Origin of the sequence: Rhizobium leguminosarum (assembly GCF_004123835.1) — a bacterium.
Lineage (GTDB): Bacteria > Pseudomonadota > Alphaproteobacteria > Rhizobiales > Rhizobiaceae > Rhizobium > Rhizobium leguminosarum_M.
The window spans coordinates 75,075-100,026 of sequence record NZ_MZMU01000010.1 but is presented as its reverse complement, the minus strand read 5'-3'; the positions used below and the strand labels follow the sequence as shown (position 1 = coordinate 100,026).

Below are 24,952 nucleotides of genomic sequence, written 5' to 3'. Positions count from 1 at the left end.
CGGCTGGGTTCAAATGCCGTTTGGTGATCGCAGCTCGTAGAGCACGTGACGGCGTAACGGATGCCCCTCGGCGAAATTGGGATGATTGAACTCACCGATCCGGCTCATCCCCAGTCGTTTCATCAAACCCCAGGAATTGCTGTTTGCGGGTACTGTGAAGCTGACGATGCGGTCAAGCTTGAGCTCGTTGAACGCAAAGTCGAGGGACCGTTCTGCCGCCTCGCGCGCATATCCGGCGCCGTGCCGCGACGCTGAAAGCCGCCAACCGATTTCGACTGCCGGGGCGAACGGCAAAGCCGGCGAAACGTTGTTGAGGCCGCACATGCCGATCAACTCCCCGCTTGCCTTCTCCTCCAGCGCCCAGAACCCCCAGCCATGATCCTCGAAATGACGGTCGATGCGGTCGAGCATTGCATCCGACTGTTGGTCGGTCAGAGGATTGAGATATCTGACGACGGCGGGTTCGGCATTGATCGCCGCGAAGGGCTTGCGATCCTGCTGTCGCCAGGGTCTCAAAATCAGACGTTCGCTTTCGAGCTTCATCGTCCCTCTGCGACAGATCCTACCAGAGCGTCATGTGACGGTTGACATCCTTGTAGAGCAGATAGCGGAACCGGCCGGGGCCGCCGGCGTAACATGCCTGCGGGCAGAAAGAGCGCAGCCACATGAAGTCGCCGGCCTCGACCTCGACCCAATCCTGGTTCAGCCGATAGACGGCCTTGCCTTCCAGCACGTAGAGACCATGCTCCATGACATGGGTTTCCATGAAGGGGATCACGGCACCCGGCTCTAAAGTCACGATATTCACGTGCATGTCGTAGCGGACATCGGCCGGATCGATGAACCGGGTCGTGCCCCAGCGTCCATCGGTGTCGGGCATTGCCGAGATGGGGTGCTGGTCCTCATGCGTGACGATCGCCGGTGGCGGCTCCAGCCCCTCGACCTCCTGAAATGCCTTTCGAATCCAGTGGAATTTTGCCGCAGTCGAGCCGCCGTTTTTCAGGCGCCAAACCGAACCCGCCGGAAGATAAGCGAAGGAGCCGCTGCGAAGCGCGTGGCTGACGCCATCGAGTTCCACCGTCACCTCGCCGTCGACGACGAACAGGACCGCTTCGGCCCGTTTATCGGGCTCCGGCCGGTCGCTTCCACCACCGGGCTGGACCTCCATCACATATTGCGAGAAGGTCTCGGAGAAGCCGGAGAGTGGCCGGGAGAGAACCCATGCCCGTGTCCCCGTCCAATGCGGAAGCACGCTGGTGACGATGTCGGTCATGACGCTGCGCGGGATGACCGCATAGGCTGTGGTGAAAACGGCCTTGCTGGAAAGCAGCTCGGTTTGCGGCGGCAGTCCGCCGAGTTTCGAATAATAGTCGTTGTTGTTCATCGGTCCGGATTTCCAGGCATTGGGCTATGCATCTGATTTATGCGCCGCTCATCGTCCAGGCAACTCCTAATTCGGCTCCTGAACGTCGATGCGGGCAGCCCGGCCGCGTTCCGAAATCCGAGATGCCCTGCGCGGCCATTCATCCAATCGACACGACACGGGCATAGGCTGCTGCAGCCATTCAAAGTGTTACAGCGTCCTTTGCGTGTCTGAAGACGCGCGGCGCTGTAAGACATCGACAACGGATCGAAGACTGCAATGCATGGTCGGATCAATCCAACCGCGCTCAGGCTGATGGATGCCTGCGAACATATCATGCGCGATATCAGCACGCTGGAGGAACTGACGGCCCGGCGGATTGCGGTGGCCGCCGATGCGACGCCGTCGGCGATCAGCTATCATTTCGGCTCGCAGGAGGAGCTGATCGTCGCGGTGGCGGAGCGTGTCTACCGGCGCCTCAATGCCGAGCGGCTGACGCTCCTCAGAAAGGCCGTCGAGCGCCGGCGGCCCGCTCCCGCCGATCTCGACGAGGTGATCGCCGCCCTGATCGGCCCGTCGATCCGCTGGAGCCTCGATCCGACATCGGGTTATCCTGTCCTGTCGCACTTCACCTCGCTTGCCCAGCGCAGCGGCGATCCGCAGCATTACCGCCGGATCACCGAGAATGTCGAACATCACAAAGCCTTCATCCCGCCTCTGAAACAGATCGCGCCCTGGCTCGACGATGTCGATATCGGCTGGCGGCTGAATTGCGCGCTCGGCATCCGCTCGCAGGTGACCCGCAGCCGCGAACGCACGGCGATCCTGACCGATCACCGGTTTGACCTCAGCGATCCCGAAGGCATGATCGAGGTCATCGCCCCGATGTTCCGCCGCCACGGCTGAGCGATCCCGGTTCGAACAGCGTTCGAAATTCGTCACGCCAGCGCAGCAAAGCTTCTCTAACGATCATCACGCAGCCGAACCGATCTTGAACGGAGATGCCCCGTGCAGCGCGAAACAACCTTCATCCATCTGACCGATCTTCACGTCGGCACCCCCGATGACGACCATCTCTTCAGCGACACCACCGAAACGCTGCGCGAGGTGCTCGATCTCGTCGCCACCGTGGCGCCGCAGCCGGAATTCATCATCGCCAGTGGCGACCTCACCAATCGCGGCGATGCCGAAAGCTTCCGCATGCTGAAGCGCATCATCGACGAGAAAGTCGACGTGCCGGTGATCTATGCGCTCGGCAATCACGACACCCGCCCCGGTTTTTACGAGGGCATGGAGGTCGAGACCGCCGATCCCGATGCGCCTTACGATCACGACCGGATCGTCGGCGGCATCCATATCGTCACCCTCGATTCGAGCACGCCAGGGCTGATTGGCGGCGCCATCGACCCCGAACAGTTCGAATGGCTTGAGCGCACGCTCGACAGCCATCCCGATCTGCCCAAGCTGATCGTCGTGCACCATCCGCCGGCACTCGGCGAGGCACCTGACGTCGCCCACTGGCGCACCATCCATTTCCCGCAATCCCAGCGGTTCGCCGAAATGCTGAAGGGCCGCAACATCATCGGCATCCTCAGCGGTCATATCCATCACGATCGCGTTTCGGTCTGGCACGGCATTCCCGTCATCGTCGGCACCGGCCAGCATGCGGCGACCGATATCCTGCGCACCGATATCCTGCGCATGGTGCGCGGCGCATCCTTCGGCATCGGCACCATCCGCCCCTCCGGTCTCACCATGGCCTTCGTGCCGCTGCCGTCCGACCGCGCCGAACTCAACACCTACCCGCTCGAGATGCTTCTGGAACGCGCCGTTCCCGTCGCTGCCGAATAACCACATCCGGAGAGACTAAGATGTTGCGCAGAACCACACTCAAACTGATGGGCGCACTTGCAGGTACCGCCCTGCTGCCGCTGCAAGCGTTCGCCGAGATGCCGGCGACGGTGGATGGCCCTGTCACCATCAGCTTCTATAATTACAATCTCGCATCAGTGAGTGCCGGCGCCGATGCCACCAAGGAGCTGCTCGCCACCTTCAAGCAGAAATTCCCCAATATCACCGTCGAGACCGTGGCCGTTCCTTCGAACGAGATCATGAGCCGCGTGCAGGCCGACATCGTCGCCAGCCAGCAGCCTGATGTCGCCCAGCTCGTCTTCCGCGATCTGATCTATATCTCCAGCGATCTCGGCGCCAATGCGCTGGAAGACATGGTGACACCGGTGGAGCTGAAGGACCATCTGACCGGCATGATCCCGCAGGGGCTGGAGCTCGGCAAGGTGGACGGCAAGACCTACGGCCTTGCCTACACTTTCTCGACGCCGATCCTTTATTACAATGCCGACCTCTTCAAGCAGGCGGGCCTCAACCCCGACAATCCGCCGAAGACCTGGGCCGACGTCAATGCCGCCGGCAAGGCGATCAAGGAAAAGACCGGCAAGGCCGGCTTCTTCCCCGGCGCCTACGGTCCTGCCGACGGCACCTTCGTCTATCAGGCAATCGTCATGTCGAACGGCGGCAAGGTGCGCAACGACAACAAGCTGACCTTTGCCGACGGCGATGCCGCCGATGCCGTCAAGATGCTGCGCGACATGGTCGACAGCGGCGCCCATGCCCGCCTCGACGTCGCAAGCCCGGCCGATACGATGGCGAGCGGCAATCTCGGCATGTTCCTCTATACCAGCGCCACTTACGGCAGCTTCAAGAAAGCGGCCAAGGACAAGTTCGATCTGCGCATGGCGCCGATGCCCGCTTTCGGCGACAAGCCGACGGCGCCGACCAATTCCGGCAGCGCGCTCTTCGTCTTCAGCAAGGATCCCGCCAAGCAGCGGGCTTCCTATGAACTGTTGAAGTTCCTGACCAGCAAGGAAGCCTATACGGTCATCACCAGCAAGATCGGCTATCTTCCGCTGCGCCTCGATATCGTCGACGACCCGCAATATCTCGGCGAATGGGTGAAGCAGAACCCGAATTTCCGCGCCAACCTGGAACAGCTTTCGCATCTGAAGGCCAATATCGCCTTCCCCGGCCCGAACTACCGCCAGGTGGAAAAGATGATGATGGATTCCGTGCGCGAAGCCGTCTTCGGCAGCGGCGATCCCAAGGCGGCGCTCCAGACCGCCGAGCAGGATGCCCAGAACCTGATGCCTTGAACCCTGATGCCTTGAACGAGGAGCCGCCGGCCGGGGCTTACCCTTCGGCCGGCCCTGTTTTGGGACGAATTCCATGACCGATATCCAGGCCGATCTGGCCCGACCGATGACGATGGAAAGCCGGCGCGCCCTCCCCCGCGAGCGAGGTGCGGGGGCTGCGCCGTGGTTCTATCTGGCGCCGGCGCTGATCCTGCTGCTGGTGTGGACCTATATTCCACTCGTCGAAGCCTTCCAGTTATCCTTCTACCAGTGGAACATGCTGCCGACCGCGCCGCAGCGCTTCGTCGGCTTCGACAACTACCGCCGCCTGTTTGCGCTTGCCGAGATGCGCACCGCGCTCTGGAATACGGTGCTTTATATCGTCGGCCTCTTCCCGATGTCGGTGGTCATTCCCCTCTTCGTCGCCATACTGACGCAGGATCTGCAGGGCTGGCCGCGCCTCGTCTACCGCACGCTGATCTTCGTGCCGATGATCGTCGCGCCCGTTGTCGCCGCCGTACTCTGGCGCTGGCTGCTCAACGACGATCACGGGCTGGTCAATCACTGGCTCGAAGCGCTCGGTCTCGGCCGCATCGGCTTCCTCACCGATCCCGATTATGCGCTGGCGACGCTGATCTGGATCACCGGCTGGAAGCTGATCGGCTTTTCGACGCTGCTGTTTTCCGCCGCCAACGCCGGCATCGATCAATCCTATATCGAGGCCGCGCGTATCGACGGCGCCAGCCGTTGGAAGATCATCCGCGATATCCGCCTGCCGCTGCTGTCGCCGACGATCCTGCTTCTGTCGATGATGACGATCCTCTTCGGCGCGCAATGGAGCTTTGCCTATATCAACGTGCTCACCAATGGCGGACCGCTGAAATCCACGACCAACATCTTCTATCTGCTCTGGGAATACGGCTTCGAGACGATGTCGGCCGGCTGGAGCGCTGCGGCCGGGATGATCACCTTCGCCGGTTTTGCCGTGATCGCCTTCGTCTGCCTTCGCCTGATGAAGAGGTATGCCGTCTATGACAACTGACCGCGACGGCAGCCCGCCAACCGCATCATCTCGTCCCCGCGCATACGAGACGCTGCCGGCGCGAACGCGCGGGGCCGGCGTGCATCTGATGATGATCGTGCTGTCGCTGCTGGCGATCTTCCCGCTCTACTGGATGGTGGCGACGTCGCTGCGGGCCGAGAACGACATCTTTTCCACCACGCTCTGGCCGTCGGCGCCGTCATTGGAAAACTACGCCTTCGTGCTGACGAAGATGCCGATGCTGCGCATTCTCCTGAATACGATGGTCGTGGCGGCGGCAACCGCGCTGTTCCAGGCCCTGACCGGCCTGCTCGCGGCCTATGCGCTGGTGCGCTGGCGCATGCGGATCGCCGGTGTCGTGCATGGGCTGATCGCGCTGTCCTGGCTCGTGCCCTTCCAGGTGACGATGATCCCGAATTATGTTCTCGCCTCGCGGCTCGGTCTGCTCGATACGCTTTCCGGCCTCGTCGTGCCGAATGCGGTCGCTGCCTTCGCCATCCTGCTGCTCTACCACGCCATGCGCTCCTTCCCGACCGAGATCCTGGAAGCGGCGCGCCTCGACGGCGCCGGGCACTGGCGCATCCTGTGGCAGATCGTTGCTCCGAACATGCGCGCGCCGATCGCCTCGCTCGGCATCCTCGCCTTCATCTCGGCCTGGAACGAATATTTCTGGCCGCTGCTGCTCTCGCGCAAGATCGAGAATTCCGTCGTCCAGATCGCGCTGCAGACCTTCATGACACAGGAAGGCAATCTCTGGGGGCCGCTGATGGCGGCGGCGACGCTGGCAAGCCTGCCCATCCTTGTCATCTATCTGGTGCTGCAGCGCCATGTCATCGACTCCTTCATGAAATCCGGAATCCGCTGATGAGCCAGACCTTCGACCGCCTCCTTGCTCTCGAGGGAGCATTCAACGTTCGCGATCTCGGGGGCTATGCCACCCGCACCGCGGAAACGACACGCTGGCGCTCCGTTCTGAGAGGGGATGGGCTTCATCGTCTCAGCGAAGGCGATATCGACACTTTGCTGGAGACCGGCGTAACGACGGTCATCGACCTGCGCAATGCTGAGGAAACCGCGGTGGAAGAGAACCCGTTCAGGTCCCATCCGGCCGTCCGCTTCCACAATACCTCGCTTTTCCACGGGCTGGCGCCGATCGACATAGCGGCCAGTTCCGAAGACGCGCCTTTCGACATGTCGATGCGCTACCGGGATGCGCTGGATACCTGCAGGGAAGCGGTCGGCGCGGTGCTGCGTGCCATTGCCGATGCGCCTGATGGTATCGTGCTCTATCATTGCAGCGCCGGCAAGGATCGCACCGGCATCATTTCGGCAATCCTGCTGTCGCTTGCCGATGTCGACGACGATGCCATCATCGGCGACTATGCCCTGACCGCAACGATTTCCGGGCCGCTGATCGGCAGACTGCGTGAAAAGGCGCTGGAGCGTGGCACCGCCCCTGCCCTGATCGAGCGTTTTCTCGCCTGCGAACCACAGACGATGCGGGCGACGCTCGATCATATCCGCCGGACCTATGGCGGTGCGGCGGACTATCTCACAGGGGTCGGCCTGACCCCGACCGATCTGGCCGCGTTGCGCCGACGGCTTCTCTAAACTTCGACCTCGGCTACCGCTCGGCCATGACCAGATGGCCCCGCCCGACTTCGCGATAAGACGTGGTCGCAGGCTGATAGTCGACCGGGCGCATCGGGCTCTTGATCTCGTCATTCGCCACCATCCGCTTTTCGTGGCGGCGGTCCGGATCGGGCACGGGCACTGCCGCGATGAGTTTTTTCGTATAGGGATGCTGCGGATTTTCGAAGACTGCGGCCCGCGGGCCGATCTCGACGATCTCGCCGAGATACATCACCGCCACGCGATGGCTGACGCGTTCGACCACCGCCATGTCGTGCGAGATGAACAGGAAGGCGAGGTTGAGGCTCTGCTGCAGGTCGAGCATCAGGTTGATGACCTGCGCCTTGATCGAGACGTCGAGCGCCGACACGCTTTCGTCGGCGACGATGACCTTCGGTTGCAAGGCGAGCGCGCGGGCAATGCAGATGCGCTGGCGCTGGCCGCCGGAAAATTCATGCGGATAACGCGCGGCCATCTCCGGTAACAGGCCGACCTTCACCAAAAGATCGGCGACGATATCTTTCGCCTCCCTCGCGGTGCCCATCTTGTGTTCGAGATAGGGTTCGGCGATCGCAGCACCGACCGTCATGCGCGGATTGAGGCTGGCAAAGGGATCCTGGAAGATCATCTGCACCGACTTGCGCATCTCGCGCAGATCCTTCCTGTCGAGGCCGAGCACCTCCCTGCCCTCGACGAGAACAGAACCGGCCTGCGGCTCGATGAGCCGCATGATGGCGCGGCCGGTCGTCGATTTGCCGCAGCCGGATTCGCCGACGAGCGACAGCGTCTCGCCAGCATGAAGATCGAAGGAGACGTTTTCGACGGCATGCACTCGGCTGGTCAGCCGGCCAAACAGGCCGGAATGAATGTCGAAACGCTTGGTGAGGTTCTTCACCTGCAGGACGGGCGTCGCTGCCACCGTATTGGCGACCTCAGCGGGAATGTCCGATTCACCCGTTGCGGTATTGACCACGGGAAAGCGCAGCGGCCTTTGCCTGCCTTGCATCGAGCCGAGCACCGGCACGGCTGACAGCAGCGCTCTCGTATAGGGATGTTTGCCTCGATGGAAGATATCGGCGGTGGCGCCGCTTTCCACCTGTTCGCCGCGATACATAACCACCGTCCGGTCGGCGATCTCGGCAACGACACCCATGTCATGGGTGATGAAGAGAACGGAGGTCCCCTCTTCGTCCTGCAGCGTCTTGATGAGATCGAGGATCTGGCCCTGGATGGTCACATCGAGCGCCGTCGTCGGCTCGTCGGCAATCAACAACTTCGGCCGGCTGGCGAGTGCCATGGCGATCATCACCCGCTGGCGCATACCGCCGGAAAAACGATGCGGATATTCGCCGAAGCGTGAGGCGGCCGAGGGGATGCGGACCTTTTCCAGCAGCCGGATCGTCTCAGCTTTGGCATCGGCCCTGCTCATATCGGAATGGCAGAGCAGCGCCTCGGAAATCTGGTCGCCGATGGTGAAGAGCGGATTGAGCGATGTCATCGGCTCCTGGAAGATCATCGCCACCTCGTTGCCGCGCACCTGCCGCATGGCATTTTCCGGCAGGGCCAAAAGGTCGCGTCCGCCGAGCATGACCCGGCCCTCGACACGGCTCGTATCCGCCTGCAGCAGCCGCATGATCGAGAGCGAGGTGACGCTCTTGCCCGACCCGGATTCGCCGACGATCGCCACCGTTTCCGCCGGAGCGACGGTGAAGGAGACGTCGCGCACGACCTGTTTCCAGACGCCGTCCACCAGGAAGGATGTCGTCAGCCTTTCGACGGCAAGAACGTCGGTCGTCGTCTGGATCGGTTGGGTTTGGGGGCTGGCCATGGCGGCTCCTCTTGCGACGGGTAAGCGGCGGATCAATCCGGCCAGCGCAGTGCACCATCGAAGCGGTGCCTGCTGCGGTTTTCGATCGGCGTTGCGATGATCTCGTTGGAAGCACGTGCCTTGTCGAGTTCCTGCGCCAGGCGCTCCGCGACGACCGTCTCCTCGCCCGGGTGCAGGTTGCAGGGGTCGAGGTAGAAATAGCGGTGCTCCACCTCGTGATCGCGCACGATGATCGGCGGGCTGCCCTTGGCAAGCGCATCGGCCAGATCCCAGGCGGTGATATGCGCCTGCTCGGGATCGACGATCAGGCGCAGCCGATCGAGCGGATTGTGGGTCGGATCGGGCTCGATAAGCGCGGTGAGGCCGGGGCGGCCGTCGAGCGTGCGCTTCCAGAGGTTGAGATAGCCGGTCTCGCGTTCCCGGATGCCGGCATGGTCGCGGCTTTCCCAGGCTTCGAGTGCCGCCATGACGCCGAAGATGCTCTCTTTGCCGACCTTCATGCCGCGGCCGATGCCCATGTTCTGCAGGAAGGCATGACGCACCAGCTCCTTCCTGCCGGCCACGATGCCCGAAGTCGGGCCACCGAGGAATTTGTGGCCGGAGTAAAGGGCGATATCGGCCCCCTGCTCCAGGAAAAGCCTGAGATCATATTCCGAGGCCGCATCGACGATGACGGGCACGCCCTTGGCATGAGCGATCTCGACGAATTCCTTGAGGTTCAAAAGGCCGTAGTCGACGACATGGTGGGAGACGACATAGACGGCGGCCGCCGTCCTGTCGGTGATGGCGTTTTCCATGTGGAAGCGATGCGTCGAGGTCGCCTGCCCGACAAGCACGACCTTGCCGCCGGCAAGCCGAATCGCCTGGTCGACCGGAGCGCCGTAACTGACGACATGGCCCATCTGCACCAGCACTTCGTTCTTCTCCGGCACCACATCCGGCAGCTTCTCGATCGCCAGCAGGTTGTTGCCGGTGATTGCGCCGGCGACGGCAAGCGAAATGCCGGCCGAGCAGGAGGCGGTGACGAAGCCCGCCTCGCTGCCGGTCAGCCTTGCGATGACGGCGCTGGCCTTACGCTGCAGGTCGTTGATCTCGACGAAGTGCGGCAGGATCGATGCCATCGCGCTGATCGCTTCGGGAACGACGATCGAGGCGCCGAGGCTGGTCATCGTGCCCGATACATTGATGACAGGGCGAAGGCCAAGCGACGGACGGATATCAGTGGACATGGAGGTCTCCAGGATTCTGGGTCGAAAAACGAAACATGGGGCGGTCGATCAAATGTGTCGAGCTCCCGTCAGCCATGCAAGGCGACGATCGCCTCGATCTCGACGGTGATGTTGCCGGGCAGCGAGCCGAAGCCAACGGCCGAGCGGGCATGTTCGCCTGCCGCGCCGAAGACTTCGATCAGCAGATCCGAGCAGCCATTGATGACGCTCGGATGATCCTCGAAATCAGGCACGGCATTGACCATGCCGAGCAGCTTGACCACCCGCTTGACGCGGGAGAGATCACCGAGCGCATCCTGCATGACGGCAAGCAGGTTGATGCCGGTCAGCCGCGCATGGCCGTAGGCCTCGTCGACACTGATCCCACCGCCGACCTTGCCGGCATGCATGAAACCGTCGGCCTCGCGCGGTCCCTGGCCGGAGAGGTAGAGCATATTGCCTTCGATCACGTGCGTGACGAAATTAGCAATCGGCGGCGGCGGCGGCGGAAGCGCAATGCCGAGGGCGGCAAGCCGTTCGTAAGGCGAGTTCTCGACCTTGCCGGCGGCGGTAGGAAACTGATTCACGCAAACTCCTGTCATGCAATTTTCGATTTGGCGAATTTCGATTGGGCCGACGCTTGATCGGCGGATCAGAGATCCTTGCGCAGTTTTGGATCGAGCATGTCCCTGAGGCCATCGCCGACCATCTGCAGCGACAGTACGGAGAGGATGATGGCGACACCAGGAAACAGCGTCATCCAGTCGGCCTGGCCGATATATTGGCGGCCGGCGGCGATCATCGTTCCCCAGGTCGGGATTTCGGGGCTAACGCCGAGGCCGAGGAAAGACAGGCCGGCTTCGGCAAGCATCGCGCTGGCGAAGAGGAAGGTGGCCTGCACGAGGATCGGCGACAGCAGATTGCGCAGCACATGCCGTGTCATGATGTGGAAGGTCGAAATGCCGAGCGCCCTCGCCGCCTCGACATAGGGGAGTTCACGAATGACCAGCGTCGAAGCACGAACGATGCGGGCAAGCCGCGGCGCATAGACGATCGACAGCGCGATGATCACGGTCGTCAACGAGGGACCGAGGGCAGCAACGAGCGCAATCGCCAGCAGAATATCCGGAAACGCCATCATTGCATCGATCAGCCGGGCGATCGGCGTATCGAGCTTCTGGAAGAAGCCGGCAAGCAGGCCGAGCGTCACGCCGATCACGGCCGACAGGGTCACGACCGCAACACCGACGAGCAGCGACAGGCGGCCGGCGAAGATCGTCCGCGAGAAGACGTCGCGGCCGAACTCGTCTGTGCCGAAGAAGAACATGCCGCTCGGCGGCTTCAGCCGATTGACGATGGAAAGCTTCGACGGCGAATAGGGCGCGACAAGAGGCGCGAAGACCGCCAGAAGCACGAAGATCGTCAGGATCAGCAGACCCAAGGCGACCGTCTTGCGCTTCAGCAGGCGCTTGACGAATTTGCTGCCTTCGCCTTCGACTGATTTGATTGCGATATCGGCCATCAGTAGCGCACCCTCGGATCGATCAGCAGATAGAGCATGTCGATTGCAAAATTGATCAGCACGTAGAGAGCGGCGATAACGAGCAGCGCGCCCTGGATGACGGGATAGTCGCGGCGCAGCACCGCGGAGACGACGAGATTGCCGACACCCGGCAGGCCGAAGACGGTCTCGGTGACGACGGCGCCAGATATCAGCACCGCTGCCGTCAGCCCGATCACCGTCAGGATCGGGATCAGCGCATTCTTCAGCGCGTGCTTGAGGATCACCCGGCGCTCGATCAGCCCCTTGGCGCGGGCGGTGCGGATATAATCGTCGCCAAGCACATCGAGCATCGACGCGCGGGTGAAACGCAGGATCAGCGCCGAGGAGACGATGCCGAGCGCAAAGGCAGGCAGCGTCAGATGATACATCCGATCGAGAAAGGTCGAGCCCGGACCGCCATAACCCGAGACCGGGAAGAGGTTGAGCCTGACGGCGAAGAACTGCATCAGGATCAGGCCGAGCCAGAAGCTCGGAATGCTGGCGGCAAACATGGCGAGCGTCGTTGCCGCCTGGTCGACGAAGGAGCCGCGCCGATAGGCGGCATAAATGCCGATCGGCAAGGCGATGATGCTGGCGATTGCGAGCGAAAACAAGGTCAGGAAGAAGGTCGGCTCGGCCCGATCGAGCAAGGCCGAGGTGACAGGCATGTTGAGGAAGATCGACTGGCCGAGATCACCTCTCAGCATCTGGCCGAGATAATAGACATATTGCAGGCCGAGCGATTGATCGAGGCCGAGCCGGGATCTGAGATCGGCAATATCCTGCGGCGTCGCATCCGGCCCGAGCATGACGGCGGCCGGATCTCCCGGTGTCACGCGCACGATGACGAAGACGATCGTGACGACGAGAAACATCACGACGATCATGCCGAACAGGCGCTGGAGGATGTAGCGTATCATGAATACCTGGCAAACCTTTGCAGATGCTGCAAAAAAGAAGACCGATACCGGCCACGGCGGGCCGGTATCGGTGGCGATACTTACTTCTTGATCGACGCATTCCAGAAATACGGCCACGGAGCCGGATCGACGCCTTCAAGCTTGGTCGATTCCGCCGAAACGGCGTTGAAGTCGCCGATCTTCATGAAGGGTGCGTCGGCATAGATCGCCTTCTGGACATCGGCCCAGAGCGCCACGCGCTTCTTCGGATCGACTTCCGAGGTGAAGGCATCGACGGCGGCCTTGCGGGCCGGCGTATCCCACCAGCCCGGCGAGCTGGTCGAGAGCGAGCCGATCAAAGCAGGCTCCGGCAGGAAGGGGCTATGGGTGATGTAGATATCCCAGAGCTTCGGATCGGTGCGGCGCTGTGTCAGCGTTGCCCAGTCCACAACCTGCATATCGACGGTGAAGCCGGCAAGCTTCAGATATTCGGTGGCGACCTGCGCCATCTTGTAGTGGAATTCATACTGGCGGCTGGTCAGTATACGGATCGGCTCACCATTGTAGCCGGCCTTCTTGGCGGCAGCGGCCGCCCCTTCCGGATCGGCGACGTTATAGGCGCCCTCGACGCCGGCATCCGTCGACCAGGCAAAGGTCTTTGGATAGATGGCGCCGTCGAGCGCGTAAAAATCCGTGTTGCCGAAGGCCGCGGCCAGCATGTCTTCCATGCTGAGCGCCTGACGGATCGCCTTGCGGACCTCGACATTCCCAGCAATACCTTCCTTCGTGTTGAAGACGAAGACGGGATAACCGAAGGGCTTCAGGATGATCGGCTGCGAGGCGGTGGAGGCCTTCAGCTTGTCGTAGGATTCGACGGGGATCGAGTCGACGTAGTCGTATTGGCCGGAAACGGCAGCCTCGACGCGGGTGTTCGGATCCGGCACCGGCACGAAGCGGATCTCATCGAGATACTGGTGGCGGGCGCCGCCATAACCATTGCTGTCGCCTTCGCGCGACTTGTAGTCGTCGAAGCGGACGAGCTGGATATATTGGTCGGCCTTGCGCTCCTTCAGCATATAGGGACCGGTGCCGATGAAGTCCTTCATCGGCTCGTCCTGCTTTTCGGACGGGATGATGATCGCGGCCGAATTGTTGAAGGCGAGCAGCGAGGTCAGCGGCGCATATGGCTGCTTCAGCGTGATCGTCACGGTTGCCGGATCGACGGCGGTGACCTTATCGATGAAGCCGGCCACCTGCTTGCCGCGCGAGGCGATCTTCATCCAGCGGCCAAGCGAAGCGACGACATCTTCCGAGGTCATGTCGGTATTGTCGTGGAACTTGATGCCGGTCCTGAGCTTGATCGTATAGGTTTTGCCGTCGGCGCTGATCTCAGGCAGGCTTTCGGCGAGCAGCGGCGTGACGTTCCAGCTCTTGTCGAAGGTGTAGAGCGTTTCGAAAATGTGCTGCGTAACGATGCCGACGAGATCGGCCGTCGACGACATCGGATCGAGCGTCGGCGGCTCGCCGATCGTCGCGACATTGATGACGCCGCCCTTTTCCTGGGCAAGGAGCGTCGAAGGCAGGGCGACGAGCGCGGTGCCGAGAAGGAATGCGACCAGTGTTTTCATGTTAGGGCTCCCGTTTAGTTCCACAATTATGTAATTCATCTTTTTGTAACAGAATAGGAGATGGATCGATCCTGTCAAGCAGGAGCGACGGATTATGCGCTCGGCGGATACCGAGACGCCGGAACAACACACAATCTTTGGCTGCGCCCGCCTGCAACAAGACCGCGCATTATGCCAAGGTGTGTCAATCGCCCTGCAGTGAGGCTTCAACGGAACGGGAAAATAGGATGAGCATCGATTTCAACGACGGCAAATGGCTGAACGAGCCGGCCAACTGGCTGGCGAACGAAGGCGGCCTCAGCCTTACGACCGATGAGAAAACCGATTTCTGGCGGGAGACCCATTACGGCTTCACCCGCGACAGCGGCCATTTCCTCGGCTTTCCCACAGCCGACAGTTTTACAGCGCAGATCCGCGTTCAGGGCGCATTCCGCACGCTCTATGACCAGGCCGGCCTGATGGTGCGCATCGACGAGAAATGCTGGGTGAAAACAGGCGTCGAGTTCACCGACGGCGAAGCCTTCCTCAGCACCGTCGTCACCGACGGCAAGTCCGACTGGTCCGTGGCACAACCCTTCAAAGAGCTAGAGGATTTCCGCATCCGCGTGACCGTTGCAAACGGCGCGATGCGCATCCAGGCTTCGCGTGATGGCAGCTTCTGGCTGCTGCTGCGGCTCGCCCCCTTCCCGGCAGCAGCGCACTACGAGGTCGGACCGACCGCCTGCACGCCGGAGCGCAGCGGCCTGACGGTCCGCTTTTCCGAATTCTCGATCGGCCCGGCGATCACCAAGGATCTGCATGATTTGAGCTAGAAGAGCGTCCTTTGACGGCTCTACCGAAAGAACAAGATCAAATGACTGCGAGTGCAGCGCAGCACACTTGACAAAGACAAGGTGCCTGTATTTTACTCAAGCCCGCGGATTAGGCAGAAGGCCGGCTGCATTGACATGACTCCGATAGTCTCTGGGCAGTTTCGCCCCATGACGCCTCATCGCTCGATGGGATCAGCGTCGTGGGGTTTTTGATGTGGTCACTTCATGAACGACGCGCTGAAAATCGGCATCCTCTTTTCGACCACCGGCCCCTACGGCTCGATGGGCCGCGACGCGCGCGACGGCGCCGATTTCGCGATGGCCGAATATGCCGGCGTCCAAGGGCTGGCGCTCGAACCGGTCTTCTTCGATCCGCATGCCGATCTTGCCGCCTATCTCGATGGCGCTCGCCATCTTCTGCGCGCCGGCTGCCGCCATATCGTCGGCACGATCACGTCCGCGGCACGCAAGGAAGTCATCCCGCTCGTCGAGAAACATGACGGCCTGCTCTGGTACATGTGCCCCTATGAAGGGTTCGAGGCCAACGAGAACGTCATCTATGTCGGCGGCTGCCCGAACCAGCATCTGTTGCCGCTGTTCGAGCACCTGATCCCGCGTTACGGGACAAGGCCCTATCTCGTCGGCGCCAACTATGTCTGGGGCTGGGAGATGAACCGGCTCGCCCGCGAACTGATTACCAATGCCGGCGGCGAGGTGCTTGGCGAACGCTATCTTCCACTCGAGGAGACCGCCGTCGAACGCATCGTCGCGGAGATCGCGCAGCGCCGCCCGAGCTTCATCCTCAACAATCTGATCGGCCCGTCGAGCTACGCCTTTCTGGAGGCGATCAAGGCCCTCGGTGATCGTGACCCGGCCTTCCGGGCGGAAAATTGCCCGGTCGTCAGCTGCGACCTGATGGAATGCGAGCTCGACGATATCGCCGCCGGTGCTGCCGCCGGCCAGCTTTGCGCCGCTTCCTATTTCGACAGTATCGCGACCCCCGAAAATGCAGCCTTCAAGGCCCGCGTCACCGAGCGTCACGGCGCCGAGCGGCGTGTCTCCAGCGTTTTTGCCAGCGCCTATACGGCCGTCCGGCTCTGCGTCGACGCGATCGTCGCTGCCGGCGGTGACGAGCCCAACGCCGTCCGGCGCGAGCTCTACAATAGATCCTGGCCGACCCTGTTTGGCGCGTTGGCGATCGACCGCGAGACCAATCATGCCGCCCTGCCCTTCCATCTCGGCCGGATCAACGCCGACAACGGCTTCGATGTCGTCGCCTCGCGGCCGCCGCTCGCCGCCGACCCCTATCTGACCGGCCGCAACCGGCAGGCCTTTCCGCGGCTCAGGGTGGTGTCATGAGAGAGACACCCAATTTCACCGGCTGGCAGGCGATGGTCCTGCATCGCGAGGACGGCAACACCGAAAGGCTGATTCGTCAGCTTCGCCTGCTTGGCATCCATGCAGCGCTGCAATGGGCGCCGCTTTCAGCCGCGGTACTGCCTGATCTCGTCATCGTCGATGCCGACCAGGGCTGGGACGATCTGCTGCCCTGGAACGGCGAAACGCCTGCCTCTCCCGTCGTCGCCCTGCTTGGTTCGGAAGCGCCCGGCCGCATCGCCTGGGCACTTGGACAGGGTGCCGGCGCGATCATCGCCAAGCCGATCGCCACATCGGCCGTCTATCCGGCGCTTGTCATGGCCGTCTCCATTCATCAGGAGCGCAGGGCGACTGCGGAAAAGCTGCAATATCTCGAAGAGCGCGTCCGGCTGCGGCCGCTCGTTCACGCCGCCGTCGAAAAGCTTCAGGCCGCACACGGCATCGACGAGGAGAGCGCTTACGCAATCCTGCGCAATTGCGCCATGCGCCGCCGCCTGCCGATGGAGCAGATATCAGCCTTCATCCTGGCAGGCGCCGAACCTCTGCCGGAGGCGGGCTGATGCATGTGCTGAAACAGATGATCCGCCAGCCGACGGCGCTCTTCGGCCTCATCGTCGTCACGCTCGTCATCGGACTCGCCATCGCAGCGCCGTGGATCGCGCCGTTCAGTCCAGACGAGCAGATGTTTGACGGCCTTTCGCTCGAAGGCGCGCCGCTGCCGCCGGGCGGCCCCTATCTCCTCGGCACCGACACGCTCGGCCGCGACCTCTTCTCGCGCCTGCTCTTCGGCGCCCGCACCTCGCTGATCATCGGCCTTGTCGCCAACGGCATCGCGGTGACGATCGGCCTCTTCGTCGGCATCGTTGCCGGTTATCTTCGCGGACTGCCGGGCAACATCCTGATGCGCTTCACCGATCTGATGATGGCCTTTCCGGCGCTGCTGCTCGCCATCGTGCTGGCAGCCCTTTTGAAACCGAGCCTCTGGATCGTCGCCATGGTGATCGCGCTCGTCAACTGGGTGCAGGTCGCCCGCATCGTCTATACCGAGACTCGCGGCCTGGTGGAGCGCGATTTCATCATGGCCGAACGCTCGCTCGGCGCCGGCCATATGCGCGTGCTCTTCATGCATATCCTGCCGCACCTCGTGCCCACGGCAATCGTCTGGGGAACGCTCGGCATCGCCACCACCGTGTTGCTCGAGGCCACACTCTCCTTCCTCGGTGTCGGCGTCCAGCCGCCGCAGCCCTCCTGGGGCAACATCATCTTCGAGAGCCAAAGCTATTTCCAGGCCGCCCCTTGGCTGGTCTTCATTCCGGGCGCGATCATCCTTCTGACGGCGCTTTCCTTCAATCTGGTTGGCGACGCGCTGCGCGACATTCTCGACCCGACCCAGCGCGGGAGGGGCTGATGGCGTCACTCATGCTCCGCAGGCTGGCGCAGGCGGCTCTCATCCTGCTCGGTGTCGCCGCAATCACCTTCATGCTGCTCTATGCTCTTCCGGCCGACCCGGCCCGCATGATCGCCGGCCGCAGCGCCACCGTCCAGACGGTCGCCAACATCCGCCATGAGCTTGGCCTCGATCAGCCGCTGCTGGTGCAATTCGGCACCTACCTCGGCAATCTGCTGCATGGCAATCTCGGCCGCTCCTATGCGCAGAAAACCGATGTCTGGACGCTGATCGCCGCCCGTCTGCCGGCGACGCTGACGCTGATGCTTGCCGGCATCTTCGTCGAGGTGGTGCTCGGCCTGACGCTCGGCACCATCGCCGCCGTGCGTCGCGGCGGCTTCGTCGACCGGCTGGTGATGATGGCCTCCTTTGTCGGCACCTCCGCACCGCAATTTCTCCTCGCCCTGCTGCTGCTCTATCTGCTGGCGGCAACGCTCGGCTGGTTTCCGATGAGCGGCTACGGCAGCTTCTCGCATCTCGTCCTGCCTGCCGTAACGCTCGGCATCTGCGGCGCCGGCTGGTACGCCCGCATGGTGCGCTCGTCGATGATCGACGTGCTGAACCAGGATTATGTCCGCACGGCGCGCGCCAAGGGCCTTTCCTCGAAGCGCGTCATCCTGCGCCATGCGCTGCCCAATGCCGTGCTGCCGATCATCGCCATGATCGGCATCGATATCGGCCAGTTCATGGGCGGCGTGGTCGTGGTTGAAGCGGTCTACGGCTGGCCCGGCATCGGCCAGCTCGCCTGGCAGGCAATCCAGCAGGTCGACATCCCGATCATCATGGGCGTCACCCTGACCTCGGCACTTGCCATCATCATCGGCAACCTGCTTGCCGACCTCGTCGCGCCGGTCATCGATCCGCGCATCCGAACACGCTGACAGCAACCAAAGAAGGGGAACCAAGATGTTCAAACGCTGGCTGCAACAGACGACCATGGCAACGATGGTGGCGCTCGCGCCATTGTCCGTCATGGCGCAGGAAACGCCCAAGCAGGGTGGCGATATCATCGTCACCTACAAGGACGACATCACCACGCTCGACCCGGCAATCGGCTACGACTGGGTCAACTGGTCGATGATCAAGAGCCTCTACTCCCGCCTGATAGACTATGCGCCCGGCACGCCGAACCCGGTTCCCTCGCTTGCCGAGAGCTTCACCGTTTCGCCCGACGGCTTGACCTATACCTTCAAGCTGCACAAGGGCGTGAAGTTCTCGAACGGCCGCGAGGTCGTCGCCTCCGACGTAAAATATTCGATCGAACGCGCCGTCGACCCGAAGACTCAAGGGCCTGGCGCCGGTTTCTTCGGCGCCATCAAGGGCTTCGAGGATGAAACCGGCGGCAAGACGACGACGCTCTCCGGCATCGAGACGCCGGATGACAGCACCGTCATCTTCAACCTCTCGCGTCCAGACGCCACTTTCCTGCATGTTCTCGCGATCAACTTCGCCTCGGTCGTGCCGAAGGAAGCCGTCGAGGCCGCGGCCGGCGACTTCGGCAAGAAGCCGGTCGGCTCCGGCACCTTCATCCTGAAGGACTGGACGATCGGCCAGCAGCTCGTTTTCGAACGCAACAAGGATTATTTCGTCAAGGGCGTTCCCTACATCGACAGCTTCAAGGTCGAGGTCGGCCAGGAGCCGCTGGTGGCGCTCTTGCGCCTGCAGAAGGGCGAGGTCGATATTGCCGGCGACGGCATTCCGCCGGCGAAGTTCCTCGAAATCAAGAACTCGGCCGACGGCGCGCAGATGATTGTCGACGGCGAACAGCTGCACACCGGCTACATCACGCTGAACACCAAGGTGAAGCCCTTCGACAACGTCAAGGTTCGCCAGGCGCTGAACATGGCGATCAACAAGGAGCGCATCACCCGCATCCTCAACGGCCGCGCAACGCCCGCCAACCAGCCGCTGCCGCCGCTGATGCCGGGTTACGACAAGTCCTTCACCGGCTACGCCTATGATGTGGCGAAAGCCAAGGCGCTGCTTGCCGAAGCCGGTTATCCCGACGGTTTCGAGACCGTGCTCTACTCCACCAACACCGACCCGCAGCCGCGTATCGCTCAGGCGATCCAGCAAGACCTGGCCGCTGTCGGCGTCAAAGCCGAAGTCCGGGCGCTCGCCCAGGCAAACGTCATCTCGGCCGGCGGCACGGAAGGCGAAGCGCCGATGATCTGGTCGGGCGGCATGGCCTGGATCGCCGACTTCCCGGATCCGTCCAACTTCTACGGCCCGATCCTTGGTTGCGCCGGCGCGGTCCCGGGCGGCTGGAACTGGTCATGGTACTGCAACGCCGATCTCGACAAACGCGCCGTTGCCGCCGATTCCATGTCCGATCCGGCAAAGGCCGCCGAGCGCACCGCCGCCTGGGGCAAGATCTTCACCGACATCATGGCCGATGCGCCGTGGATCCCTGTGATCAACGAACGCCGCGTCGTCGCCAAGTCGATGCGGATGGGCGGTGCTGACAATATCTACATCGATCCGACCCGCGTCATCAATTACGACGCGATCTACGTGAAGCAGTAAGCCCTGAAGAACAATGCCTTTCCGGTCCCAGCCGGGAAGGCATCATAAAATCGAGGGAGACATGACATGTGCATCGCCTGCACCCACACCATCCACCGCGCCCAGCATAATTTCGGCTGGAACAAGGATTTCACCCCCGCCATCGTCGCCAAGCCCGGCGAGACGATCCACTTCGAATGCATGGATTCTTCGGGTGGCCAGCTCGGAAGCGACGCGACGCTGGAAACGCTGAACGCGCTCGATTTCGGCAAGATCAATCCGGTCTCCGGCCCGGTTTATATCGAAGGCGCCAAGCCCGGCGATGCGCTGAAGGTGACGCTGCGCAAGTTCATTCCCTCGGGTGTCGGCTGGACGGCCAATATTCCGGGCTTCGGCCTGCTTGCCGATCAGTTCACGGATCCGGCGCTGCATGTCTGGTCCTATGACGCGACCAGCATGGTGCCCGCCCTTTACGGCCCGGGCGGCCGCGTGCCGCTGAAGCCCTTTGCCGGCACGATCGGCGTCGCGCCCGCCGAGCCCGGCACCCATTCCGTCGTCCCGCCGCGCCGCGTCGGCGGCAACATGGACATCCGCGACCTGACGGCGGGGGTGACGCTCTATCTGCCCGTCGAGGTCGACGGCGCGCTGTTTTCGATCGGTGATACCCATGCCGCCCAAGGTGATGGCGAAGTCTGCGGCACGGCAATCGAAAGCCAGATGAACGTCGAAGCGACGATCGAGCTCGTCAAGGATGCCAGGCTGCAAACGCCGCGCTTCACCACGACCGAACCGGTGACCCGCCATCTCGACGGCGCCGGCTACGAGGTAACGACAGGCATCGGCCCTGACCTGATGACCGGGGCGCGTGAAAGCGTCATGCGCATGATCGATCTTCTCGGCGCCGAACACGGCATGAGCGCCGTCGATGCCTACCTGCTCTGCTCGGTCTGCGGCGATCTCCGGATCAGCGAGATCGTCGACCAGCCGAACTGGGTGGTTTCCTTCTACTTCCCGAGGATCGTGTTCGCGTGAACGAAGCCATGCCAGCCGCGGCACCGGTGCTCAGCCTTCGCAATCTGAGCGTTGATGCCCGCACCCCCGAAGGCCGCAAGCCGGTGCTCCAGGATGTCAGCTTCGAGCTTGCAAGCGGCGAAACGCTCTGCATCGCCGGCGAATCCGGCTCCGGCAAATCGGTCACCTCGCTGTCGATCATGGGTCTGCTGCCGAAGGCGTCGCTGCGAGTCGCCTCCGGCAGCATCATGCTCGGCGAGCGCGACCTGCTCACGCTTTCCGACAGGGCGATGCGCAGCGTGCGCGGCGGCGATATCGCCATGGTATTCCAGGAGCCGATGACCTCGCTCAACCCGGTCATGTCGGTCGGCAACCAGCTGACCGAGGCAATCCGCGCGCACCAGGGCAGCGAGAATGCCGAGGCGGTGGCGCTGAAGATGCTCGATGCCGTGCAGATCACCGAGCCCGCCCGGCGGCTGAAGCAATATCCACACGAGCTTTCCGGCGGCATGCGCCAGCGGGTGATGATCGCCATGGCGCTCTCCTGCCGGCCGAAGGTGCTGATCGCCGACGAGCCGACGACGGCACTCGACGTCACCGTGCAGGCGCAGATCCTCAGGCTGATGCGCGAACTCAAGCGCGAATTCGGCACTTCGATCATCCTCATCACTCACGACATGGGCGTCGTCGCCGAAATGGCTGACCGCGTCGTCATCATGCAGAACGGCCGGATCGTCGAGCAGGGAACAGCGCTCGCCGTCTTCCAACGGCCGAAGGAGGCCTATACGCAGCAATTGCTCGCCGCCGTCCCGCGGCTCGGCGCGCTTGCCGGCACCGACCGTCCGCCGCGCATCACGCAGCGCGCCGTCGAGACGCTGCATCCGGACAGCACGCCGGTGCTGAACGTGCGCGACCTCACCGTCACCTATGGCAATGCCGCAAGCCGGTTTTTCAAGGGCAAGCCGCCGGTTGCAGCCGTCGATGGCGTTTCCTTCGATATCCTGCCGGGGGAAACGCTCGGCCTCGTCGGCGAAAGCGGCTCCGGCAAATCGACGACGGGCAAGGCCGTGCTCGGCCTCATCCCCTTCAAGGGCAACGTGCTGATCGACGGCCGCAATATCGCCGGCCTCAGCCAGCGCGAGATGCGGCCCGTGCGCCGCTCGGCGCAGATGATCTTCCAGGATCCCTATGCCTCGCTCGACCCGCGCATGGCCGTCGGCAAGGCGATCGGCGAACCGATGGTCATCCACGGCATCGGCAACCACAGTGAACGGCAGGACCGCGTCGCCGAACTGCTGCGCCGGGTCGGCCTGACGCCTGATGCGGCGACGCGTTATCCGCACGAGTTCTCAGGCGGCCAGCGCCAGCGCATCTGCATCGCCCGGGCCCTGGCTCTGGAGCCCAAGCTGATCGTCGCCGACGAAAGCGTCGCAGCGCTCGATGTCTCGGTCCGCGCCCGGGTGCTCGACCTGCTGCTCGAACTGCAGGAAACGATGGGGCTCGCCTATCTCTTCATCTCCCATGACATGGCCGTCGTCGAGCGCATGTCCCACAACGTCGCCGTCATGCGCGCCGGCCACATTATCGAGACCGGCACGCGGCGGGACATCTTCGAAAATCCGAGGGATGACTACACCCGCGCGCTGATCGCCGCGGTTCCGATCCCCGATCCGGAGGTCTATCGCGTGAAAGGGGTTCATGCATGAGCGCATTGCCGGAGCGAGTGTAGATCGGCGATCTTAAAGTCATTCGGATATTTAGTAAATATAGAGCTGCATTTCAGAAATATATTGCACCTATAGTTGTCGCTGTTATTCTTTCCAAAGAGGGAGGAGAACCGCATGGCGAGAGGGCCGCAGCCAGCACGGCCTCGGAGAAAATCCGAGAGCAACATTCAAGAAAACCTCGTCAAGACGCGGATCGGGGGCGATCTCTCGTCGTTCATGAAGGGCAAGACGGATCCCCCCACGGGGATCGGCAAGGCGAAGCACTTCGATGTCATCATCGAATTCAACCGCGACTTTCCGGGCGGCGTCACGACGGCACGGCAACTCCTGTTCGAAGCATTCCTGTTGTACCTCGACAGGATTGGGGCGACGGACGAGAGCAACAGCCTGCGGCGTTTCGGCATGTCGCCGCCGCTCGGCATGCCTGCGGTCTCGGAGGACAGCAAACTGGACCTCTCGCAGATGTTTTCGAATGGCAGCAGGATTGCCGCCAAATCCCTCTGGACCGACAGCTACGCCTTCGCGACCCTGACCCGGGAAGCCATTGACCGGCTTTCGAGCTGGACAATGCCCCAAAAGGATGACGACAAGAATAAGGGTGAAACCAAAAGCGGCAGCAAGAATAAGAAGACACCACTCGTCTACAAGATCTGGTGCGATCACAAGATCAAACGCTGCGTCTACGAATCCGTCAGGACAATCAAATGCGATGCGGCGCATGCATCCTTCGCAGCCAGCGGAAAGGGCATTGTCTGGGCAGTGGCCGATACCGGCATTGACGGGACACATCCGCATTTCAAAACACTGAGAACGCTCGATCTGCCGGACGGCCTCTTTCATCGGGATTTCACGGCCGACAATCCGGACCCGGCCGTGGCGCTGATCGACAATGCCGGCCACGGAACCCATGTTGCCGGCATCATAGCCGGCCGCACATCGGTGCTGGACGAACCGAAGACGGACGCGATCAAGAAGATCTGCGTGAACGCGGAGGTGCGCAACGAGGACGGAACCAAATCAACGGTCAAGGATACTCATGACGGCGTCATCACCGGCATGGCACCGCACTGCAAGCTGTTGAGCCTGAAAGTGCTGGCCAATGAGAAACAAGGCAAGCTCAGCAATCTGCTGGCTGCGATCGGCTATGTCCAGCGCTCGAACGACTACGGGCGCAATATCAAGATCCACGGCATCAATCTCAGCCTTGGCTATCCGTTCGATCCGGTCTGGTTCGCGGCAGGGCAAAGCCCGCTCTGCGTCGAGGTCGACAGGCTGGTGCGTTCGGGCGTCTGCGTCGTGGCCGCGGCCGGCAATGCCGGCTACGGCACGGTGACGCAATTCTCAGGCGCGCCGGAGCGCGCGGCCCATAGCGGCACGATCATGGATCCCGGCAACGCAGCGCTCGCCATCACCGTCGGCTCGACGCATCGCGACATGCCGCATACCTATGGCGTCTCCTATTTTTCCTCCAAGGGACCGACCGCGGATGGGCGCTTGAAGCCAGATCTCGTCGCACCCGGCGAGCGCATCATCTCATGCGCGCTCTACAACGGTGCCAAGCCAGGCGAAGCGCCGTTCCGGGAGGATACCGGAACGAGCATGGCGACGCCGCATGTCTCCGGCGCGATCGCCGCGTTCCTCTCGGTTCGGCGTGAATTTCTCGGCCAGCCGGAACGCGTCAAGGAGATCTTCGTCAGTGCTGCGACCGATCTCAAGCGGCGGCCGGAGTTTCAGGGCGCCGGCCTGCTCGATCTGATGCGAACGCTACAGGCTGTGTAAGGAGG

General features: G+C 62.5%; 23 protein-coding genes. 15 read left to right on the top strand and 8 right to left on the bottom strand.

The window, feature by feature from the left end; genetic code table 11:
* Positions 1-9: 9 nt before the first annotated feature.
* Together B5P46_RS13905 and B5P46_RS13900 are read right to left on the bottom strand one after the other, a co-directional pair.
* The gene (locus tag B5P46_RS13905; RefSeq protein ID WP_129419161.1) at positions 10-543 is read right to left on the bottom strand and encodes a GNAT family N-acetyltransferase; all 534 of its coding nucleotides are present in this window, start codon (positions 541-543) and stop codon (positions 10-12) included.
* A 19-nt stretch (positions 544-562) separates the two neighbouring features.
* The gene (locus tag B5P46_RS13900; protein WP_129419160.1) at positions 563-1,384 is read right to left on the bottom strand and encodes a bifunctional allantoicase/(S)-ureidoglycine aminohydrolase; all 822 of its coding nucleotides are present in this window, start codon (positions 1,382-1,384) and stop codon (positions 563-565) included.
* Between the two features lie 258 nt (positions 1,385-1,642).
* Between B5P46_RS13900 and B5P46_RS13895 the strand changes: the two genes are divergently transcribed.
* From B5P46_RS13895 to B5P46_RS13870, 6 genes are all read left to right on the top strand, one after another.
* On the top strand, positions 1,643-2,269 hold the full coding sequence (locus B5P46_RS13895; RefSeq protein ID WP_129419159.1) for a TetR family transcriptional regulator: 627 nt from the start codon (positions 1,643-1,645) through the stop codon (positions 2,267-2,269).
* Between the two features lie 102 nt (positions 2,270-2,371).
* Positions 2,372-3,214, top strand: a complete 843-nt coding sequence (locus B5P46_RS13890) for a metallophosphoesterase (protein ID WP_129419158.1) — start codon at positions 2,372-2,374, stop codon at positions 3,212-3,214.
* A 20-nt stretch (positions 3,215-3,234) separates the two neighbouring features.
* Positions 3,235-4,530 (top strand): ABC transporter substrate-binding protein, encoded by a 1,296-nt coding sequence (locus B5P46_RS13885; RefSeq protein WP_129419157.1) that lies wholly within the window; start codon positions 3,235-3,237, stop codon positions 4,528-4,530.
* Between the two features lie 73 nt (positions 4,531-4,603).
* Complete coding sequence (locus B5P46_RS13880) at positions 4,604-5,551, top strand: carbohydrate ABC transporter permease (RefSeq protein ID WP_129419156.1); 948 nt, start codon at positions 4,604-4,606, stop codon at positions 5,549-5,551.
* A complete protein-coding gene (locus B5P46_RS13875) occupies positions 5,541-6,416 on the top strand; it encodes a carbohydrate ABC transporter permease (protein WP_129419155.1) in 876 nt (291 codons plus the stop codon). Before B5P46_RS13880 ends, B5P46_RS13875 begins: the two co-directional genes overlap by 11 nt.
* A complete protein-coding gene (locus B5P46_RS13870) occupies positions 6,416-7,162 on the top strand; it encodes a tyrosine-protein phosphatase (protein ID WP_129419154.1) in 747 nt (248 codons plus the stop codon). Before B5P46_RS13875 ends, B5P46_RS13870 begins: the two co-directional genes overlap by 1 nt.
* Before the next feature lie 13 nt (positions 7,163-7,175).
* On the opposite strand, the gene B5P46_RS13865 is transcribed toward B5P46_RS13870, so the two are convergent.
* From B5P46_RS13865 to B5P46_RS13840, 6 genes are all read right to left on the bottom strand, one after another.
* A complete protein-coding gene (locus B5P46_RS13865; protein WP_129419153.1) occupies positions 7,176-9,011 on the bottom strand; it encodes an ABC transporter ATP-binding protein in 1,836 nt (611 codons plus the stop codon).
* A 32-nt stretch (positions 9,012-9,043) separates the two neighbouring features.
* Positions 9,044-10,240 carry an aminotransferase class V-fold PLP-dependent enzyme gene (locus tag B5P46_RS13860; RefSeq protein WP_129419152.1) on the bottom strand — a complete coding sequence of 399 codons (1,197 nt, stop codon included), beginning with the start codon at positions 10,238-10,240 and terminating at the stop codon, positions 9,044-9,046.
* Between the two features lie 68 nt (positions 10,241-10,308).
* Positions 10,309-10,821, bottom strand: a complete 513-nt coding sequence (locus tag B5P46_RS13855; RefSeq protein ID WP_129419151.1) for a RidA family protein — start codon at positions 10,819-10,821, stop codon at positions 10,309-10,311.
* Positions 10,822-10,871: 50 nt separating this feature from the next.
* Positions 10,872-11,741, bottom strand: a complete 870-nt coding sequence (locus tag B5P46_RS13850; protein WP_129419150.1) for an ABC transporter permease — start codon at positions 11,739-11,741, stop codon at positions 10,872-10,874.
* Entirely contained in the window at positions 11,741-12,682 is a 942-nt protein-coding gene (locus B5P46_RS13845; protein ID WP_164986489.1) for an ABC transporter permease, read from the bottom strand. The genes B5P46_RS13850 and B5P46_RS13845 overlap by 1 nt, the downstream gene beginning before the upstream one ends.
* Positions 12,683-12,762: 80 nt before the next feature.
* Positions 12,763-14,289: an ABC transporter substrate-binding protein gene (locus B5P46_RS13840; RefSeq protein ID WP_129419149.1), complete on the bottom strand. Its 1,527-nt coding sequence runs from the start codon at positions 14,287-14,289 to the stop codon at positions 12,763-12,765.
* A gap of 227 nt (positions 14,290-14,516) precedes the next feature.
* Here B5P46_RS13840 and B5P46_RS13835 point away from each other — a divergent pair, with 227 nt between their 5' ends.
* The 9 genes from B5P46_RS13835 (at position 14,517) to B5P46_RS13795 (ending at position 24,947) form a co-directional block, all read left to right on the top strand.
* Positions 14,517-15,101 carry a DUF1349 domain-containing protein gene (locus B5P46_RS13835; protein ID WP_129419148.1) on the top strand — a complete coding sequence of 195 codons (585 nt, stop codon included), beginning with the start codon at positions 14,517-14,519 and terminating at the stop codon, positions 15,099-15,101.
* A gap of 225 nt (positions 15,102-15,326) precedes the next feature.
* Entirely contained in the window at positions 15,327-16,460 is a 1,134-nt protein-coding gene (locus B5P46_RS13830) for a transporter substrate-binding protein (protein ID WP_129419147.1), read from the top strand.
* Positions 16,457-17,038: an ANTAR domain-containing response regulator gene (locus tag B5P46_RS13825; RefSeq protein WP_129419146.1), complete on the top strand. Its 582-nt coding sequence runs from the start codon at positions 16,457-16,459 to the stop codon at positions 17,036-17,038. The genes B5P46_RS13830 and B5P46_RS13825 overlap by 4 nt, the downstream gene beginning before the upstream one ends.
* The gene (locus B5P46_RS13820; protein ID WP_129419145.1) at positions 17,038-17,886 is read left to right on the top strand and encodes an ABC transporter permease; all 849 of its coding nucleotides are present in this window, start codon (positions 17,038-17,040) and stop codon (positions 17,884-17,886) included. Before B5P46_RS13825 ends, B5P46_RS13820 begins: the two co-directional genes overlap by 1 nt.
* Positions 17,886-18,806: an ABC transporter permease gene (locus B5P46_RS13815; RefSeq protein WP_129419144.1), complete on the top strand. Its 921-nt coding sequence runs from the start codon at positions 17,886-17,888 to the stop codon at positions 18,804-18,806. Before B5P46_RS13820 ends, B5P46_RS13815 begins: the two co-directional genes overlap by 1 nt.
* Positions 18,807-18,831: 25 nt before the next feature.
* Positions 18,832-20,451: an ABC transporter substrate-binding protein gene (locus tag B5P46_RS13810; protein WP_129419143.1), complete on the top strand. Its 1,620-nt coding sequence runs from the start codon at positions 18,832-18,834 to the stop codon at positions 20,449-20,451.
* A gap of 66 nt (positions 20,452-20,517) precedes the next feature.
* On the top strand, positions 20,518-21,462 hold the full coding sequence (locus B5P46_RS13805; RefSeq protein ID WP_129419142.1) for an acetamidase/formamidase family protein: 945 nt from the start codon (positions 20,518-20,520) through the stop codon (positions 21,460-21,462).
* Entirely contained in the window at positions 21,459-23,147 is a 1,689-nt protein-coding gene (locus B5P46_RS13800; protein WP_129419141.1) for an ABC transporter ATP-binding protein, read from the top strand. The genes B5P46_RS13805 and B5P46_RS13800 overlap by 4 nt, the downstream gene beginning before the upstream one ends.
* A gap of 135 nt (positions 23,148-23,282) precedes the next feature.
* On the top strand, positions 23,283-24,947 hold the full coding sequence (locus B5P46_RS13795; RefSeq protein WP_129419140.1) for a S8 family peptidase: 1,665 nt from the start codon (positions 23,283-23,285) through the stop codon (positions 24,945-24,947).
* The last annotated feature ends 5 nt before the right edge of the window (positions 24,948-24,952 follow it).

Coding starts and splice junctions, on each gene's coding strand:
- B5P46_RS13905 (WP_129419161.1), bottom strand. CDS start 543: ATGAAGCTCGAAAGCGAACGTCTGATTTTGAGACCCTGGCGACAGCAG.
- B5P46_RS13900 (WP_129419160.1), bottom strand. CDS start 1,384: ATGAACAACAACGACTATTATTCGAAACTCGGCGGACTGCCGCCGCAA.
- B5P46_RS13895 (WP_129419159.1), top strand. CDS start 1,643: ATGCATGGTCGGATCAATCCAACCGCGCTCAGGCTGATGGATGCCTGC.
- B5P46_RS13885 (WP_129419157.1), top strand. CDS start 3,235: ATGTTGCGCAGAACCACACTCAAACTGATGGGCGCACTTGCAGGTACC.
- B5P46_RS13880 (WP_129419156.1), top strand. CDS start 4,604: ATGACCGATATCCAGGCCGATCTGGCCCGACCGATGACGATGGAAAGC.
- B5P46_RS13875 (WP_129419155.1), top strand. CDS start 5,541: ATGACAACTGACCGCGACGGCAGCCCGCCAACCGCATCATCTCGTCCC.
- B5P46_RS13870 (WP_129419154.1), top strand. CDS start 6,416: ATGAGCCAGACCTTCGACCGCCTCCTTGCTCTCGAGGGAGCATTCAAC.
- B5P46_RS13865 (WP_129419153.1), bottom strand. CDS start 9,011: ATGGCCAGCCCCCAAACCCAACCGATCCAGACGACGACCGACGTTCTT.
- B5P46_RS13860 (WP_129419152.1), bottom strand. CDS start 10,240: ATGTCCACTGATATCCGTCCGTCGCTTGGCCTTCGCCCTGTCATCAAT.
- B5P46_RS13855 (WP_129419151.1), bottom strand. CDS start 10,821: ATGACAGGAGTTTGCGTGAATCAGTTTCCTACCGCCGCCGGCAAGGTC.
- B5P46_RS13850 (WP_129419150.1), bottom strand. CDS start 11,741: ATGGCCGATATCGCAATCAAATCAGTCGAAGGCGAAGGCAGCAAATTC.
- B5P46_RS13845 (WP_164986489.1), bottom strand. CDS start 12,682: ATGATACGCTACATCCTCCAGCGCCTGTTCGGCATGATCGTCGTGATG.
- B5P46_RS13840 (WP_129419149.1), bottom strand. CDS start 14,289: ATGAAAACACTGGTCGCATTCCTTCTCGGCACCGCGCTCGTCGCCCTG.
- B5P46_RS13835 (WP_129419148.1), top strand. CDS start 14,517: ATGAGCATCGATTTCAACGACGGCAAATGGCTGAACGAGCCGGCCAAC.
- B5P46_RS13830 (WP_129419147.1), top strand. CDS start 15,327: ATGAACGACGCGCTGAAAATCGGCATCCTCTTTTCGACCACCGGCCCC.
- B5P46_RS13825 (WP_129419146.1), top strand. CDS start 16,457: ATGAGAGAGACACCCAATTTCACCGGCTGGCAGGCGATGGTCCTGCAT.
- B5P46_RS13820 (WP_129419145.1), top strand. CDS start 17,038: ATGCATGTGCTGAAACAGATGATCCGCCAGCCGACGGCGCTCTTCGGC.
- B5P46_RS13815 (WP_129419144.1), top strand. CDS start 17,886: ATGGCGTCACTCATGCTCCGCAGGCTGGCGCAGGCGGCTCTCATCCTG.
- B5P46_RS13810 (WP_129419143.1), top strand. CDS start 18,832: ATGTTCAAACGCTGGCTGCAACAGACGACCATGGCAACGATGGTGGCG.
- B5P46_RS13805 (WP_129419142.1), top strand. CDS start 20,518: ATGTGCATCGCCTGCACCCACACCATCCACCGCGCCCAGCATAATTTC.
- B5P46_RS13795 (WP_129419140.1), top strand. CDS start 23,283: ATGGCGAGAGGGCCGCAGCCAGCACGGCCTCGGAGAAAATCCGAGAGC.